The sequence below is a fragment of the Paractinoplanes pyxinae genome (assembly GCF_026626335.1).
Lineage (GTDB): Bacteria > Actinomycetota > Actinomycetes > Mycobacteriales > Micromonosporaceae > Actinoplanes > Actinoplanes pyxinae.
Genome location: NZ_JAPNTZ010000018.1, coordinates 81,370 through 98,578, shown reverse-complemented (window position 1 = coordinate 98,578; position 17,209 = coordinate 81,370). Strand labels below are relative to the sequence as shown.

Here is a 17,209-nt window from a genome sequence, read left to right as displayed (position 1 = left end):
GACTGTGATTCGCTGGTGAGCCGCGCGGCGAACTCGATATATGACATGGAGGGCGGTGAATCGGTGGAGCGCAGCGTGGCTTAGCATCGCGGCCATGAGATTCGGACTGTTCGGTACCGGTCCCTGGGCGCAGCGGACGCAAGCCCCCGCCCTCCAGTCACATCCGGATGCGGAGTTCACCGGCGTGTGGGGCCGCCGTCCGGAGGCGGCCAAGGAGATTGCCGAGCGCTTCGGCACAAGGGCGTACGACGATGTCGACGCGTTGCTTGCCGATTGTGACGTCGTCGTGGTCGGGCTGCCGCCCGACATTCAAGCGCCGCTAGCGGTTCGGGCTGCGCAGGCGGGCCGCCACCTGCTGCTCGACAAGCCCGTCGCCACGACGGTCGAGGGGGCACGGGCGATGACCGAGGCGGTTGACCGGGCGGGCGTAGCATCGGTCGTTTTCTTCACGATGCACTTCTCCCAAGTTTCGGCCGACTGGCTGGCAGCACGGAGAGCTGAGGGCGGCTGGTTACTCGGCCGAGCCGATTGGCTCTTGTCGGTGTTTGCCGACTCCGACTCGCCGTTCGCGGCCTCGCCTTGGCGGCAGGAGAAGGGCGCGCTGTGGGACGTCGGCCCGCATGCGTTGTCGATGCTTCTGCCGATCCTCGGCGACGTGTCGGATGTCGGCGCCGTTCGCGGTCCAGGCGACACGGTTCACCTGACGCTGCGCCACACCTCCGGCGCAATGTCCACCTGCTCGCTCAGCCACACTGTCCCACCGCAGGCGTCCGAGCGCAGCGTTCAGCTGAATGGCCACGCCGGGAAGGTCGTGTCGCCGGACTGCTCTGATATCGCCATGGTGCCCGCATACCGGCGCGCTATAGACGAGTTGCTAGCGGCCGCCCACACGGGCGAGCGCCATGCAAGCGACGTGCACTTCGGCCGGCGAGTCACAGAAGTCCTCAGCATGGCGGAGTCCCGTCTCAGCGAGTGAGCTGAGCCTCTGGAGACGTTGCATCGTCGAGGCAGGTCGCCCCGGGCTCGGGCCCGTGCCCGGGAGGCGAGATCTCGCCTGCAGCGGCTCCACAGCGAACCGACGGCGCCGCAACCGACTCGGCATCCGTCCCGAGGCGCTACGAAGTTAGGCGAAGCAAGCGGAGAGACGCCGGCATTGCGGTTGCCGGGACGTCCGGTCGCGAACGGGCATCCCCGGGCGACTTCAGTTCCAGCCGTGGATCGTCGGATGAATGTTGAGTGGGACTGCGAGCGTGCGATACATCACAGCCGATGGGCAGAGCTGGTTTTCGCTCGGCAAGAGAGCCGTCTGCTAGGGCGTAACGGACGGATCATCGTGCTGGGTCGTTGTAGTGATGTGGCGCGCCGCTGACCGCTGCCGGCAACGCAGTCAGGTCGAACGCGGCTTCAGCCGGCGTACGCATTGGCGTGGCCGGCAACCCGATAGGACAAGCGAATCGACTCCTACCAGGAGCGTCGCCCCGGGACGCGATCGTCGCGCCCAACTCGCCCCGTCGACGGGCGCGACCGGGGACTGCTACGACAGCGGCATGATGAAGCCATTCCGGGTCTGTATGCAACCTAGCTGTTGAACCGTAAGAAGCGGAAGAACCGCATTGGGCCTGCCAACACGATCCTGAGCCATCCTGGACAACTCGTTCACGAGCGGGTAGAGCCTTTCCCGGCAGGTTCGCCTGCGACAGATACGCCGCTGCCCGCCGCAGGACCTCGTTCTCCTGCTCAAGGAGCGTGATCCGCTTGCGGGCCGCGCGCGGCTCGGAGACTCGCTGCGGCTCACGCCGGGGTCGGCGCCGAGGTCGATGTCGGCACGGCAACATCCTTCCAGCCCGCTGCTCCGCAAAGCCAGGGAGTCTCACACGTGGGCCTTGACACCCACCCCCAAGTGACCGCCGGACATCCAGCCAGGTGAATGGCACTTCAGTCCAGGGCCGACCGAAGTGGACTGTTGCGCGAGATTGCTTGATCGCATACGTTACGAGCAGATCCGGCAACAAACCATCGGGAAGCATGATCGCCAAAGCCTCATGGCTAGTGGCGCCATCCCCGAAGGTTGATCTACCTGTTGACGGCACCTGCGGACTGCCTGGCCGCCATGAGCGAAAGTATTCCCAAGGCATAACGATCCGTCATATCTCCGCTTCCTCAGGTACGAACGTACATTGGCAGCTGTCTGTGCGCGGAGATTGCCCAGCGAGGACACCCCGTGAGCGTCAGCGATTTAGATACTGCACCTATGACCAGGGCGCAGAAGTTCCAGTGGTTTCTGGAAGCAGGGTTCTCCGAGTCGTTGCGGCCGCTCCCGGTGGGCACCGAACTGGCCGCCGCACAGCGCATCGTCGACTGCCTGGAGAACAAGTTTCACGCTCTGCGGACGTCGATCGAGGTCATAGATGGCGAACTGCAGCAGCGGGTCCACCGCCGCGGATTACCAGTACGAGCTGCCGATGTAGCAGCCGACGAGACACCACAGCTTCACATGGCACGCATCGTGGAGCGGTTCAAGGCCGAGGTCCAGGGGCGGACCGGCCTCTACCTGGCTCAGTTTCATCTCCTGGAGCGGGGGGCGGAACGCTGGCTAGGATTCGTTGCAGACCATGTGGCCATGGATGCCGACTTCCGCCGGGTGGTGGAGAACGCGATAGGCGACGCGGTGGCTGATCCCGTCACCGGTCGCCAGCCCGATACCTCCGCTCAACTGTCTGGAATTCAGCCGACAGACATGGCCCGTCTCGAGTCCGGACCACAAGGCGAGGCCGAGCGCCAGCGGGCATCCGACCTCCTTCAGCAGCACTTCGCCACCGCACCACCGCGCATGCACCGATATCGTCCCTCGAGTGGAATCAGCGGCCGGTACTATCGGCGCACGCTCACCCTGCAGAGTGCCGACATCATCTTCGCTCAAGTTATGTCCACGGCTGGCCTGCTGCCGTCGGCGCTCATCCTGGCGGCCTTCACCCAGCTGCTGTGCTGGCGGGGCAAGCTGGACGCCTGCACGGTCAATGTCGCCAGGAACAACCGGCATAATGCCGATCTTCGCAATGTGCGGTGCACCACCGCCCAACGCTCGCCAGTCACTTTTCGGCGGCTGGACCAGGGAATGCGTGCGGCCGCTGCCGGCGCCCAGCGGGCGCTCGCGGAGGGCCACCCCACCTACGGCCGCTACGATCCCTTCGACCTGCTCCGAGAGCGAGTCCTGGCTCAGCACAGCCGGGGAATCAGCCTGTCGACCGATCTGGCCTACAACTTCATACCGCCCCCGCACGGGTGGCATGAAGTGCTCAAGTCCGGGGCAGGCCGGCCCGACCAGGCCCTCGAAGCCATCACATACGAGGTCACGGACGAGAGCTTCTACGAGTACGGAGCCAGCCTCTCGGTGCGCTGGTCCGACGCCCGTACGGTCCGCATATCCATTCATGGAGACTCGCAGGCGCTGGCGGCCGAGGATTGCGGCGCGCTACTTCGCGGCATCGAACTGGTCCTGAGCCGGGTCGCGGCGGGGCAGGACTGCGTGGCCGGCGACGTCGCAGCCCAGGTTGGTCTGGCAGTAATGACGCGCCACGCCGGAGAGCAACTGGTCAACGGGCACTGGGTCGACTTCCAGGCGCTCGAGGACAAGGTGCTCGCCATGGACTGGGCCGAAGAGGTGAAGCTTATCATCGATGCCGGGGAGGCCGGCAACACCAGGCTGACAATCCGGGTCACAGCGGCGGAGGGTAAGTCCCCTGCGCCGCATGATGTCAGGAATGCCCTGCTGCGCCACTTGGATACCGGCGAACTCTTGGCTGTGCCGGATCATTACGAGATCGTCGGAGGCGCCCCCGTGACTCTCGCGCGCGGTCCCGAGGGTTCCACGGAGTCCGCGGTACAGAGCATCATGGCCGCGACCGTAGGGGGCCGGATTCCCGACCTCGACGAGTGCTTCATACGTGCGGGCGGGCAGCTCGCGCGCTACCCCGAGTTCGCGGATCTGCTCCGGCGACGCGGCTATCTCCCCCCGAGCTTCGCCTGCATCAGTGGCATGACGACCCTGCGCACAGTTGCCGGCGGGCTGCGAAGGGCAGAGGCGTCGGCCGATTAGAGACTTCACGGATTGCCGACCGGTCCTCGGCAGTGCTCTTCAACCGCTCGGCAGCTCTGAAGGCAGTCCTGCCTTGGTGAAAGGAACTTCAGCACATGGACTCACCGCCCCAAGTTGAGACGGTCCTTGACCTGCTCGCCAAGAAGCGGACGAGCTCGACCACGACACTCCTCGGGCCGAACTCGTGTATGGCCGGGCTCGAGATCTATGCACTCACCCTCAACGTGAGCGCCGCCCTGGTCGAGAACGGAATCGGCGCCCGCAGCCGCATCGGCCTCGTTTGCGGCACTGGTATCGAGACCGCTGTCGCACTGCTGGCGATCACCACCGTTGGTGTCTGTGTGCCGATCAATCCGACAGTGCCCGTCGACGAGATCGGCCGGTACCTCGACAGTATGGGCGTCCACACCGTCGTGGTCACAGACGACACGGCCGGCAGCATCGACGAGTCCCTCGCACGCCTCGGTAAACGTTGCCTTCGAATCAGTGTGTCCCGAGAGAGCCGGGTCGACCCGGAAGCGGCGTTGGAGCTCATTGGCGGAGCACCCGAGCCGGATGACGTATGTCTGCTGCTGGCAACATCAGGAACCACATCCAAGCCGAAGATCGTGCCCCTCACGCATCGAAATCTGACCACCTCCGCTCGAAACATCTCACGGACACTCCTCCTGTCTCCGGAAGACAGAGGGTTGCTGGTCATGCCGCTGTTTCACATACATGGGCTGGTTGCTGGTTTGCTGGCACCGTTATATGCCGAAGGCAGTATCTATCTCCTGCCCAATCAGCAGCCTGCGGACATTCTGGCCGCACTGGAGAAGTCCGCCATCACCTGGTATTCAGCGGTCCCCACCATTCACTACGCTGTCGCCGACATGGCTGCCAGCCGGCCCGCACTGCGTCATGGCCTTCGCTTCGTCCGATCCTCGTCAGCTCCCTTGGCTCCCACGCTGATGGCACGGTTGGAAGAGTTCCTCGGCGTTCCTGTCATCGAGGCATATGGAATGACCGAGGCAAGCCACCAGATGGCCAGTAACGCTCTGACGGGCAGCCGCATCGCAGGCTCGGTGGGCAAGCCGGCCGGGGTAGAAATTCGTGTTGTGGATTCCGCCGGAGTTGCCAAGCCCGCCGGCGAAGTCGGTGAGATCGTCATTCGCGGAGACAGCGTCACGGCGGGCTACTTGGATAACGCCGAGGCCAACTCCTCGGCGTTCATCGAGTCTTGGCTCCGAACGGGAGACCAGGGCTTCTTTGACGAGGGGGGGTTCCTTCACCTGTCCGGGCGGACGAAAGAGATCATAAACCGTGGCGGTGAAAAGGTGTTTCCGCGAGAAGTTGACGACGTGCTGATGCGGCATCCCGCCGTCGCTCAGGCACTGACATTCTCCATCAGGCATCCGAGACTCGGCGAAGACGTCGGGGCAGCCATCGTGGTCAACCCCGGCGCCCATGTCAACACCGGGGAGCTCCAGATCTTTGTCTCGAACTACCTTGCACCCTTTAAGGTTCCGCGCCGGATCGTAGTTGTTCCTGAACTACCGAAAGGGCCGACGGGAAAGCCTCAGCGGGTCGGAATGGAGGACCGCGTCAATGGCTCTGCGGATGTGCGGCTGGCTCAGCGTGACGCGGGGAAGAATGAGCTCGAGGATTCCGTCATCGCGGAGTGGCGCCAGATACTCGACATTGCTGAGATTTCTCCCATGGATGACTTCTTTCATCTCGGCGGAGATTCCATCCAGGCGGTCCGTCTGATTGGCAAGGTCGAGGAACGATTCGGCGTAACTCTGCCCATAGCATCCATATTCACCTCCGCGTCGTTCCCTCGTGGCATGTCTCATGCCATTGCCGAGATGCAGCGGCCGGACATCGCAACTCCTGTCTTTTGAGAAGCGCCAGTTGAAGGCGCACCCGGATATTCCAGTCAAAACCGTTGACGTAATGTCGTTCAACATTCGGCACTGCGAGGGCCCCGGCGGCGTCCTCGATGTGGCGCGGATTGCCCGCGTGATCCGCGGCAGCGACGCCGAGATCATCGGACTTCAGGAAGTCGACCGGCACTTCGGGGACCGCAGCGACTGGGTCGACCAGGTGGCGGAGTTGAGGCGCCTGGTCGACTTCGACGCGTGCTACGGCGTGAACCAGGATCTGGGACCGCCCGCCCCGGGCCGACCGCGGGCCCAGTACGGGACCGCGATTCTCTCTCGCCATCCGATCAGACGCTGGCGAAACACCCATCTGTTCAAATCCCCACAGGGGGAACAGCGTGGCCTGCTCCACGCCGAGATAGACGTCGGCGGCACTCCGCTGCACATCTTCACCGTACATCTCGAATGGTTCGCACAGACCGACCGGCCGCAGCAGGTGAAAGAGGTAGTCGAGCTGATCGGATCGACGAGTCCGGCGATTTTGCTCGGCGACTTCAACGCTCCGCCCACCGCACCCGAGATCGACATGATCCGCGCCTCGTTCACCGACTGCTGGTCGCTGCTCAGAGACGGCGCGGCGCCGACCTATCCAGCCGATGCGCCAACAACGTGCATCGATTACATATTCGCAGGTCAAGGGGTGGCGCCGGAACGAGTCGGAGTGGTTATGGACGACCCGATGTCTTCAGATCATCTCCCAGTGCTCGCCCGGCTGGTATTGGCGGCCCCGCCCCGATCCATTCTGACGAATAGCGAATGGTGCGACCAGTGATCCTTACAGGTCCTGAAATTACAAAATCGATGGCGAACGGGAAGATTCGTATATCGCCCTTCAGCATTGAGCAGGTGAACCCAAACAGCTATAACGTCTGTCTGGGGGACACGCTGCTCACCTACTCCGACGCGGTCATCGACGCGTACCGGCCGAACCCTACGCGTCAAGTTAAAATCGATCAGAGTGGTTTCGTCCTGCAGCCTACCGAACTTTATCTAGGTCATACTGTCGAAGAAGTCGGCTCAGATTTCTACGTGCCCTTGCTGTTCGGGCGTTCTTCCGTCGGCCGTCTGGGCCTGTTCGTCGAGATCACCGCCCCCATCGGTGACATCGGGTTTCACGGCCAGTGGACGCTGATGCTGTCGCCGGTCAGACCACTGCGCGTATATCCAGGCATGAAGATCGGTCAGATCATGTTCTTCGACACCATGGGAGAGATTGATCTGTATTCGGGAAAATACCAAGGTGCCGCTGGCCCGCAGGAGTCACGCTACTGGCGGGACAAGGTAGGAAAGTCATGATCCTCACCGGTCCCGAGATCGCTAAGGCAATCGAGCGCGGCGACATAACAATTGATCCTTTTGACGACCGTAGACTCTCTCCGAACGCCTACGACTGGCGGCTCGGTGATACCATCCGCGTCTGCGACACCGATCTTGATGCCGCTCGCGACTCGAGCTTTCCCGAACATGCCCTGCCTGCCGAAGGCATGGTCTTGGACTCGGGAAAGCTCTACCTCGGCGTCACGCATGAGCGGACCTTCTCGGAACGCTACGCGCAGATGATTAATGGCGACCGAACCATCGGGACCCTGGGAGTGTGGGTGCACGTATCGGCGCCCCTGGGCCACGTTGGCCACGCTATTAGATGGACGTTGGAAATACGCGCGGCACGACCCGTCCGAATCTATCCAGGAATGACTTTCGGCAAGATTGTCTTCCTGGAAACCCGGGGCGAACTGGCGAGCTACCAGCGCATGGGTCGGAAGTACACGCGGAGCAATGGCATCGATGCCTCGCGGCTACATGAGGAGCTGACATCAAAATCCTGACTGGAATCGACCTGCCGTTCCCCAGCCCGGGCGGAAGCGTGGAACTCTTGCGGGATCTCTATCTGGGGCCTGCACCGCTGGTCGACGCGGACGTCTTCATGCTGGCGCCCGAGCGCAGTGGAGATGTGGATCTGACCTATTCCCCGGAACTGCTCGAAGTCGAGGGCAAGTCTCTGTCCGGCGGAGAGTTCTGGACGTACCTCGACAGGCTCAGTTCCGCCGTGCAGGACACGTTCGGCCAACGCGATTACGATGTGATTCACTTCCAGCATCTCACCTTCGGAGCGACCCCCGCTCTGCAGCGTGTATTTCCGAACCAACCGAAGGTCGCCCTCCTGCACGGCACTGACCTGCTGTTCGCGGCCGAGTACCCCACGCAAGCCGACGTGCTCAAGCAGGCCGCAGACGTCTCCGCTGCCGTCGTGGTGCCTACCAGGGCCATGGCAGATCTCCTGCGTCGGCTGACCGGAGAGGTGCGAGCGGTCCACATACCGTGGGGTGTGCCGGACCGGTTGCTGGCCAAGCCGCCGGCCTGGGCCGAGAAGCCCGTGGAGCTGCTCAGGGTTCTCTACGCCGGCCGTTTGACGGCGCAGAAGGCCACGGCCGAGATCCTCTCAGCGGTCTCCCAATTCGACGGTGTGGAGCTCGCGGTGGCGGGACCTACCGACGATTACGCCAGACTCGCTGAGCGTACCGATCTGTCCCGCGTGCGCTTTCTCGGCTGGCTGTCCCGCGAGCAGCTGTGGCGCGATTTCGCGGACCACGACCTGTTGATCGTGCCGTCCGTCAAGCTGGAGGCGTTTGGACTCGTCACGCTGGAAGCGCAGGCATGCGGTCTGCCCGTCGCCTATCAACCGCTGCCCGGCCTGGTTGAAGTGCTCGGCGATTCCGCTCTCGCCTGTGACTTCGGGAATCTCGGTGCGCTTGACGCACGTTTCAAAGAGTTTCGAACATCACCAAATCTGCTCGCAGAGGTAGCTGCGGCCGGATTGTCGAACAGCGCACGATTCCCGTTGTCGAAAACTGCCCGCGAATTGCGCGAGTTGTCCCAGGAAGTGGCGCAATGACAGCGCATGACAATCCGAGCTGCGTGTTCTGCCGAATAATTGCCAGGGAGCAGCCTGCCGCCCTCCTGTATGAAGACGAGCGCACCATCGCATTCCTCGACATCACGGCGGTTATGGAAGGTCATACGCTAGTGATTCCGAAGCGGCATGCCATGGACATATGGGATATCCCGCCTGAGGACGCGGCGGCTGTGATGCGCACCGCACAGCTTATGGCGGATCATATCAGAGACGTACTGGAGCCGGACGGTTTGACGCTGTTCCAAGCGAATCGGGTGGCGGGCTGGCAAGACGTTTTCCACCTGCATGTCCATCTAGTGCCCCGCAAGGATGGTGACCATCTTCACCGTCCTTGGGTGGCTGATCCTGTTCCTCTGGACAGCCTCGATGCAACTCGTGCGCGGCTCTCCCTGTTGTCCTCCGGGTAATCGGCAGCCTCTCGAGCTGTCCGGACGTCCCCTCAACACGTCAAGGAATTGGATCTAACTATGGGTGACAATGCGCAGGGCTTCGGAGTGGTGCGGCACGCTGAGACGACACCGCTCGTCGGACATGCAACACACCGCTCCATGCAGGACACTTTTGCTCAGATCTACGCGAGCGGCGTGTGGTCCCGGACACACGATTCCGGCCGGCAGGACGTGTCCCTGTCCGGTCCGGGATCAAATCTGCAGCAGACTGCTGCTCTCCGCGCCGAGCTGCCACGCGTCATCGCGGACCTCGGTATTCGAACCTTCCTCGACGCCCCATGTGGTGACTACTACTGGATGTCCAGAGTCGACCTGGGTGTGGAGAGCTACTTGGGCGTCGACGTCGTTCCGGAAATGATACAAAGAAATCGGGACCAGTTCGCCGGTGCGGGCTGCGACTTCCGGGTTCTCGACGTCATCAAGGACGAGATTCCGCCGGTCGATCTCATCTTCTCCAGAGACTGCCTGGTGCACTTCAGCGACGTCGACGTCAATCGGGCACTCGACAACTTCAAGCGGAGCGGCGCCAAGTATCTAGCGACCACTACATTCGTCGGCCGATCGGAAAATGCAGAAGACATCGTTGCTGGGGGCTGGCGACCGCTCAACCTCTCAGCCGCCCCTTTCTCGCTACCCCGGCCCATGCGCGTGATCGATGAGCAATGCACGGAAATCTACCGGTACAACGAACACGGCGTGAAAGTCACGAACGAGGACGAGGTCCGGGAAGAACGCCGATTCGAAGACAAAGCGATCGGCGTCTGGCGTATCGTCGACCTGTAGGAACGCGTCGTGCAGGCCGCAAGCCGATGTGACGACGAGGCAATTCGGGCTGTCCGCCCCTGCGTGTAAGGGTAAGCCTGTGGAATACGTTATCGCCCTGGACGTGGGGGGTACCAATATCAAAGCTGCATTGATAGGAAGAAATGGTTCGGTGCTGTGCAAGGCCCGTCGGCCCACCGCACTCGAGCACGGACCGCAAGCGGTGGTACGGATGATCCTTGACTTCGCCGAGGAACTCGCGGCCGACGGCCGACGACGGCTGGGCGAGGGCCCGGCCGCCATCGGCCTGGCGGTGCCCGGCACCGTGGACCAGGTAAACGGCGTCGCCGGCTATGCAGTCAATCTCGGCTGGCGCGACGTCCCATTCCGCGCGTTGCTAGGTGAGAGGCTCGGTGCCCATGAAGGAACGGTGCCCTTTCCGGTAGCGCTTGGCCACGACCTGCGGAGCGGTGGATTGGCGGAGCTTCGGCTGGGTGCGGCCCGTGGCGTCGACCGGTTCCTGTTCGTCGCCTTGGGCACGGGGATAGCTGCAGCCATCGGCCTCGAGGGACGAATCGAGCCCGGCGCCAGCGGATCAGCCGGCGAGATCGGCCACATCATCGTCCGGCCGGGCGGTCTTCGCTGCCCGTGCGGCCAACGTGGATGCCTGGAGCGTTACGCCTCGGCCTCGGCCGTAAGCCGAGCCTGGGCTGCCGCCAGCGGCATGAGCGGCGCCACAGCGGCCGACTGTGCCCAAGCCGTAGCGAATGGAGATGCAGGTGCCCTAGCGACGTGGCAGTACGCCGTCGACGCCCTCGCCGACGGGCTCACAACAGGCCTGACTCTGCTCGACCCGGCAGCCATCATAATCGGCGGCGGACTGGCCGAGGCCGGCGAAACGCTCCTGGCGCCACTCCGCAAGGCCGTGGCCGAGCGGATAGCCCTCCAGGCGCTTCCCGAGATCATCCGCGCCCAACTCGGTGATGAGGCCGCGTGCCTAGGCGCCGGACTCATAGCATGGGATCTCATCGTCTGATCACAGCGCGAAGATATCTAAGAGCGAACTGCTGCGATTCATGACGGTCGCTTCGCCGAAAAAATCTCGCAATAGGAGTCTGTGGCGCTCCGGAGCTACCCGAAAATACCCGAGGCGGTGTCGGCGAAGCCATTTGCCGGACACCTTGCCTTTACATCGATGCTATGGCATATTTGATCTCCAGCAGAAGCGTGCGCCAGGCAGTCGGAAGCGATTTGGCGTACCGTCCCAGTGACCGCAATTGCGATTTCCGAGAATGCTGAGAGCTGCAGCGTTCAACTCATTCCACGCTTAAGGCAGTCATCGCTGATTGCCCGTCAACCAACCTGCTTCGCTCACCGTGAAGGACGATCACATGGCCACAGTCACCGCCGTCCCCGAATCCGCTGAGTGTGTCATCGTGGGTGGTGGCATGGCCGGCCTCGAGCTCGCCGTTCAGATGGCGAGACGGGGAGGCCGACCTCCACTCGTCCTCGAGGCTGGACCCGACCGCGGTGCGGAGCACTACCGCTGGGCCTTGCACGGGGCCGCCGCCGACCAGTACTGGATCGATCCGTCACAGGACGAATCCTTCTACCGGCCGTACGAAGCAAACGACGGAAGCTTCGTCGGCCTCGCTGGCCTGCGCCGCAGACTCGGTGGGCGGTCTCTCTACTGGCACGCTGTCACACTGCCTGTTGAAGACTGGGCGCTCGACGAGCAGTGGCCCGAATCCGTTGTGCGTGACCTGACCAAGGAATGGCACGGCGGTGAGCCGCTCTACGCGAGAGTCGAACGGGAACTGGCCGAGTGGAGCGGCTCGAACCGTGCGACCACGCGGGCCGGCGACCGGCAGGTGACGCTTGGCGGTTACCTGTTCCAGGACGTACCTTCAGCCATTCGACATGGCGAGGACGGGCGATGGAAGGCATACTCCCCGCTGGAACACCTGACTGCGGAAGACGCGACAATACTGTGCGACAGCGAAGTGCTCGGCGTGCTGACCCAGAAAGGTGTAACCAGCGGCGTGCGGATCCGGCGCCGCGGCGTCGTCCACGACATCCGCGCCGAGAAGGTAGTCCTCGCCGCGGGAACCATCGAAAGCAGCCGGCTCGCCATTCAGGCGTTGTCCAACGAGGGCCTGCTCGACCGGCCCCAGCTCACGGGCTTGGTCGACAAAGTTGCCAACGGCTTCTCGGCGAGTTTGGCACCCGGCAGTCTGCCCGCCGAGATCGAGGAGGCCGCAGCTGCCAACGTCAAATTCCAAGCGCCGGCGCGAGACGGCCTCAGGTCGAACATCTTCCTGATGACCTCAGTAAATGAGCATGGGCTCATCGTATTGCGCACCTCCTTCATCGGCGAGCAGATCGCCGGTCCACTCGGAGTAGTCGAATGCGACGATCGCGGTGTCTGGCCGTGGCATACCTCGGTGCGATGCTCCATGTCGCCTGTCGATCGGCAGCTGGCGCGCGCGCAGCAGGCGGAAATCCAGCGCTTTTGGGGAGAAATCTGCCACCAGGCCGGGATGATCGAGGCGCCGGCACTGGAGTTCGACACAGAAACCGGTTCACCTGACGTGCAACAGCGCCTTGTGGCCTCCCGATCCTTCCTCGCGCCCGGGGCAGTCTGCACCTATTCCTTCCCGCTCGGTACCGAGAACCACGAGGCCGGCACCCTACCTCTCGGCTCGATCCTCGATGACGACCACCAGTTCCGCGGCCTCGCCGGCCTCTACGCGGTCGGTCCAGCCGTCTTCCCGCGCGCCGGGGCGGCCAACCCTGCCCTCACCATCCTGGCGCTCGCCAGGCGTCTTGCAGGCATCTTGGCGCCGCGTACCGCATGAACGCACCGGTAAGCTCTAGCTCAGTAGGGTCACCGATACAAACAGCGAGTCACGTACGCGACTGCCGCCTGTCAGACAAGTAGCAGGGACTGGCAGGGTGGCCTCGGGCTCCCTGCCGGTCCGGCCAGGTATCGGCGGTCTCGCCCCCGCAATGGCATCTCATCTACCAGCGGAAGATCCGTTTTAGGGCTCGGTGAGGGCTTGCCGTTCGTAATGGCGTCGGCCGTGTAGAAGTGGCCGCTGCGGCGAGGAAGGCGTGGGCGGCGATCACGAGGATGGTCCAGCGGTGCCAGGGCGTCCAGCGACGGTGCTGGTGTTGATCGAGGCCGAGTTCGGTTTTGGCGGCCTGAATGACTCGATGGGTCTGGTGGCGAACCCGATCTCGTCGGGAGCACCGGTTGCAGCCAGCCGTCCGTGGTTGCCGGTCCATGATTTGGGCAGGTAGCGCGGAGTCGAGCAGGATGTACCCGTGGGCTGAAGCGTAGGATAGGCACAGCGACGGCTGACAATTCTTGATCTCTCCGGCGGTGCCGGAGTATTGCTGCTGGACGCCGACGGTGTGACGGTCGTCTTCGGATCGCCGGTTTCGTCGATAACGAGAAGGGCATTCGGATGCCCGAGCCGATGGGCGACGAAGTCCCGCACATCGGCCCGCACGAGGGCGTCGCCCCAGCTCGCCCGGCTGATCAGGCTCGCATCCTCCAAGGCTGTCGTCGCCGGCGTCTTCGGCGATCGTCCAGCAGTTCTTCGCTGACAGTGGGGCGGCAGACCTTGCACGAAGCCCCGGACCCGGCGTCGGGGTTCCGGCCGGGCGAACCGTGTCTCGATCGGTTCATCAACTCGTCGAACAGCTCAGGCCATCGCTGAGCGTCTACTCTGTAGGTGGCAGCCATCGCCACTCGCGACATGAGCCAACTGCGGAGAAGCTACTCGACGACGTTGCGCGGCGAGACGGCGAACCCATTCGCCGGCCTTCCAGGTCAGGCCCGGCGAAGGCGATCGTCTGGCGATCGTTCAGGATTACCTGGTGCAGATGTCGATCGTGATCGCCCAACTCCCAGCCGTATGGAATGTGGATGCCAATCTCACCGCAGTGCGCGAGGCCATCGGTAACACCCGCGCGGGTGACGTCGTCGTTCTGCCTGAAGGGATGCTATCGGGCTATGGAGATGACCTCACGCCGCTGGCCGCACTACCGCCAGACGCCATCCACCACGCAGTGGACCAGGTGACCAAGCTCGCCCACCGGCATCAAGTAAATATATTCTGCGGTTCACTGCTGCCAGTTCAGGACGGATGGTGCAACGCTGGCCTCTTTTTCCCCGCCGAGGGCGCTTATCAAGTATACCGAAAAATCAACCTCGCGATGAACGAACGTGGCCGCCTGCAGGCCGGTGATCATTTACCGACCATAGACGTCATTCGGCAGAACGGTAAAGTCACCATCGGTATGCAGCTCTGCCGCGAGATCCGTTTTCCGGAACAGTGGCAATACCTCGCGGCGGCTGGCGCGCGAGTATTTTTCTATCTCACTAACGCTGCCAATCCTCGCGAGGTCGACGGAGTTTGGCGAAGCCACCTGATCAGCCGCGCCGCCGAGAATCAGCGATTCCTTGCGGCCGCCAATATCGCCCACCCGGACCAGCACTGCCCCAGCATGGTGATCTCACCACGAGGCGAAATACTCGCGGAGCTCCCTCTTGGACGCCCCGGCCTACTTCGGCAAACCATTGATACGGATGAGGCCGCCAACTGGTACCTCGAGCAACGCCGTCAGGACGTCGTCTCATTGGCTTATCAAGCAGACAAGCCTTCCACGGCACAAACCATGCGGCCATAAGCCGAACCTTTGTGCTGATCCATGATCTTCTCGCACTGACGGCCGTGCTCGACGCTGACCTCGGGGCGCGGGCCAAGCCGGGCTGCCAAGGCGTGGTCCGCCGTCCACAAACTCACCAACCGGGCCGATCAGGTAAACGCCTGTGGTGTCTGCGGTGTGGTCGAGCTGGCCACCATGCATGACGAGGAGATGGGGGCGCCGCTCGACCGGCATTCGGGCGCGGTGATCACGTACGCCGGGGCCCAGGGCCGGCTCCGGCGCAGCGAGGAAGACGCGAGCCAGGAGAGGGTCGACCAGGCGCACCAGGAGCTGGTCGAGGCGTACGACGCGGTCGAGGAGCTGTGGCACAAGATGCTCCGCGTCCGGAACCGGGTCCGCCTGGTGAACCGCGAGGCGCCGTTCTGGGGCCGGGTGGAGCGGGTGACGTGGGATTTCAGCAAGGTGCTCGGCGATTTGAGTCCGCATTCATCGCCGTATCGGCAGCTTCTGGACTTCGACGGCCAGCACGCGGCGACCTCCCGCTTGGCGGAGCTTCACGATGATGTCGGCGAGGTGATCCAAGGATCAGTGACACGATGCGCCCCCGCCGACGTACCCGTGGCGCCGCTGGTGGATCTTGGCCAAGTGGCACGCACGCCGCCTGACCGGCACACTGAGCCCGCCGGACCCGTACGACATGGAGGCCGCCCTGGCGAAGATGCGGGGGGAGTCGGAGACGCGACGGGTCGCGGCCGGCGAGCTGCAGGGGCCAGCGGAGCGGGAAAGGCCAACGGCAACTGATCGAACAGGCGTTCGATAGCCTCGATGGATGGGATTGGCGGCGCCGATGGTCCTACGAGCTGTGCTGGTGGCCCGGCCACCGAGGCCAGCGAGTCCACTCCCGGGCAGTGGACACGGTCGCGCAGCTCCGCGCCGTGGTTGAATGGGCACGCCGGAATCCGAACGTCCTGCGGTTCAGCTTCAATCCGACGGACCACCTGGTCGGCGACTAGGTCATGGTCTGCCCCGTCGGTCACTCCTGGAGCACCGTATCTTGCAAAGCAGTACCGGATGATCAAGCAGATGCGCATGGTGCGGTGCGCAACCGTCCGAGCCCCGATCGGACGGTCGGCTTTGGAACTCTGTAGCCGGTTCTTCCCTGACGAGGAGATTTCCTCTAGATCAAAGGCGATGCTCGAGGATTTGTTCGCCTCGCAATGACGAAACGGCTCCTTCGGTCATTATCAGATTCGAGGCGAGATCTCAGCAGCATATATGTACGCTCTCGCCAGGACATGATGAGCATCCGACGAGGCAGATGCGGTACCTGCCCGGTCGGATGGATCGCTGAGAGAGTTACGCTGAGGCAAGCGAGTTGGGAAAGCCGCAGGTCAGGCACGATGATGGCGGGGATCAGACGGGCGATAGCGTTGGACCCCTTTACTCGGCTGAGTATACTTTCGAGTGACCTGGCAAAACGTTAGTTAGCACGTCGCTGGGCCCTTCATATTCTGGGGGTCAAGGGGTCGCAGGTTCAAGTCTCGACGGCCGCAGGGGCCTGACTGATGTTCTGTTGGTTAGCGATTCGGGCGTTCGATGCCTCCGAGGTACGCTCGCTGCGACGGGTTGTCGAAGTACTGCCGGAGCGCACGGTAGGCGGGCACAGCGTTCGATCCCAACCAGTGCGCATGAATGATCATGAAGGGCAGGCATTGAGCACCGGGGCCGAGCCGACCGATGTGGCTTCGCTGCCTCGTGGTCGGAGTGGGTAACGCTTTGACGGTGATCCACGGAGTTCGGCCTTCGCGGGCGAGAATGTCGGCCACCGCATCCCAGGGGACGAAGTGCTCGAGCGCCAGCCCGCGGTGGTAGATGCCGCTCGGGGTCAGGATCACCACGCCGGGCGCGAGGCGGAAGATCACCGTTAGGAACCAGCCCAGGAACAGCGCGAACGCGGTGAAGATCGCCGTCAGCGCCAAGCCGGTCACCGTGCCCTGCGCCGCGAAGGCGATGGCGAACCCGGCGGCGGCGAGCACGACGCTGATGAGAACGGCGCCGAGCCAATAATACGGCGATCGTGAGTAGGCGAATGCCAGCCCGCGCTCGCCGTCGTCGATGGTGCCGGTGACCGGCGGGCGGGTGGACGCGGCGGGCCGGTGCATCATGCTCGCCGCCAGACCGGCCAGGTGAGCAAACATCAACGTTGCCACCGCCCAAATCAGTGCTTGAACGGCATCGCCGGCCATAACGTCGGCGACCACGACGGCTGCGGCGATCAGTGCGAGGAGGGCGAAGCCGACCACGGAGAGTACCCGTGCGGCCGAGCGCTGCGGCCTCGGCCATCTGGCCGGTGGGTCCTGGGTGGGCGTCATGTTTCGTCCGTCTCTAC

Annotated in this window: 14 protein-coding genes; 13 read left to right on the top strand and 1 reads right to left on the bottom strand. The window is 63.4% G+C overall.

Annotation, left to right across the window (positions count from 1 at the left end; genetic code table 11):
- Window positions 1-94: 94 nt before the first annotated feature.
- The 13 genes from OWR29_RS39310 (at window position 95) to OWR29_RS39250 (ending at window position 15,621) form a co-directional block, all read left to right on the top strand.
- On the top strand, window positions 95-976 hold the full coding sequence (locus OWR29_RS39310; protein ID WP_267568637.1) for a Gfo/Idh/MocA family protein: 882 nt from the start codon (window positions 95-97) through the stop codon (window positions 974-976).
- A 1,275-nt stretch (window positions 977-2,251) separates the two neighbouring features.
- A complete protein-coding gene (locus OWR29_RS39305; RefSeq protein ID WP_267568636.1) occupies window positions 2,252-4,096 on the top strand; it encodes a hypothetical protein in 1,845 nt (614 codons plus the stop codon).
- A 95-nt stretch (window positions 4,097-4,191) separates the two neighbouring features.
- Window positions 4,192-5,979, top strand: coding sequence for a non-ribosomal peptide synthetase (locus tag OWR29_RS39300; RefSeq protein ID WP_267568635.1), 1,788 nt, complete (start codon window positions 4,192-4,194; stop codon window positions 5,977-5,979).
- Window positions 5,980-6,031: 52 nt separating this feature from the next.
- A complete protein-coding gene (locus OWR29_RS39295) occupies window positions 6,032-6,790 on the top strand; it encodes an endonuclease/exonuclease/phosphatase family protein (RefSeq protein ID WP_267568634.1) in 759 nt (252 codons plus the stop codon).
- Window positions 6,787-7,314 carry a dCTP deaminase gene (gene dcd, locus OWR29_RS39290; protein WP_267568633.1) on the top strand — a complete coding sequence of 176 codons (528 nt, stop codon included), beginning with the start codon at window positions 6,787-6,789 and terminating at the stop codon, window positions 7,312-7,314. Before OWR29_RS39295 ends, dcd begins: the two co-directional genes overlap by 4 nt.
- Entirely contained in the window at window positions 7,311-7,844 is a 534-nt protein-coding gene (locus tag OWR29_RS39285; protein ID WP_267568632.1) for a dCTP deaminase, read from the top strand. Before dcd ends, OWR29_RS39285 begins: the two co-directional genes overlap by 4 nt.
- A gap of 47 nt (window positions 7,845-7,891) precedes the next feature.
- Window positions 7,892-8,911 (top strand): glycosyltransferase family 4 protein, encoded by a 1,020-nt coding sequence (locus OWR29_RS39280; protein ID WP_267568631.1) that lies wholly within the window; start codon window positions 7,892-7,894, stop codon window positions 8,909-8,911.
- Window positions 8,908-9,339 carry an HIT family protein gene (locus tag OWR29_RS39275; protein WP_267568630.1) on the top strand — a complete coding sequence of 144 codons (432 nt, stop codon included), beginning with the start codon at window positions 8,908-8,910 and terminating at the stop codon, window positions 9,337-9,339. Before OWR29_RS39280 ends, OWR29_RS39275 begins: the two co-directional genes overlap by 4 nt.
- A gap of 60 nt (window positions 9,340-9,399) precedes the next feature.
- Window positions 9,400-10,164, top strand: coding sequence for a class I SAM-dependent methyltransferase (locus OWR29_RS39270; protein WP_267568629.1), 765 nt, complete (start codon window positions 9,400-9,402; stop codon window positions 10,162-10,164).
- Between the two features lie 79 nt (window positions 10,165-10,243).
- Entirely contained in the window at window positions 10,244-11,179 is a 936-nt protein-coding gene (locus OWR29_RS39265; RefSeq protein ID WP_267568628.1) for an ROK family protein, read from the top strand.
- A 355-nt stretch (window positions 11,180-11,534) separates the two neighbouring features.
- The gene (locus tag OWR29_RS39260) at window positions 11,535-13,001 is read left to right on the top strand and encodes a GMC oxidoreductase (RefSeq protein ID WP_267568627.1); all 1,467 of its coding nucleotides are present in this window, start codon (window positions 11,535-11,537) and stop codon (window positions 12,999-13,001) included.
- A gap of 1,033 nt (window positions 13,002-14,034) precedes the next feature.
- Window positions 14,035-14,841: a carbon-nitrogen hydrolase family protein gene (locus OWR29_RS39255; RefSeq protein WP_267568728.1), complete on the top strand. Its 807-nt coding sequence runs from the start codon at window positions 14,035-14,037 to the stop codon at window positions 14,839-14,841.
- A gap of 156 nt (window positions 14,842-14,997) precedes the next feature.
- Window positions 14,998-15,621 (top strand): hypothetical protein, encoded by a 624-nt coding sequence (locus tag OWR29_RS39250; protein WP_267568626.1) that lies wholly within the window; start codon window positions 14,998-15,000, stop codon window positions 15,619-15,621.
- Between the two features lie 776 nt (window positions 15,622-16,397).
- Here OWR29_RS39250 and OWR29_RS39245 read toward each other — a convergent pair.
- Complete coding sequence (locus OWR29_RS39245) at window positions 16,398-17,123, bottom strand: hypothetical protein (RefSeq protein WP_267568625.1); 726 nt, start codon at window positions 17,121-17,123, stop codon at window positions 16,398-16,400.
- Between the last annotated feature and the right edge of the window lie 86 nt (window positions 17,124-17,209).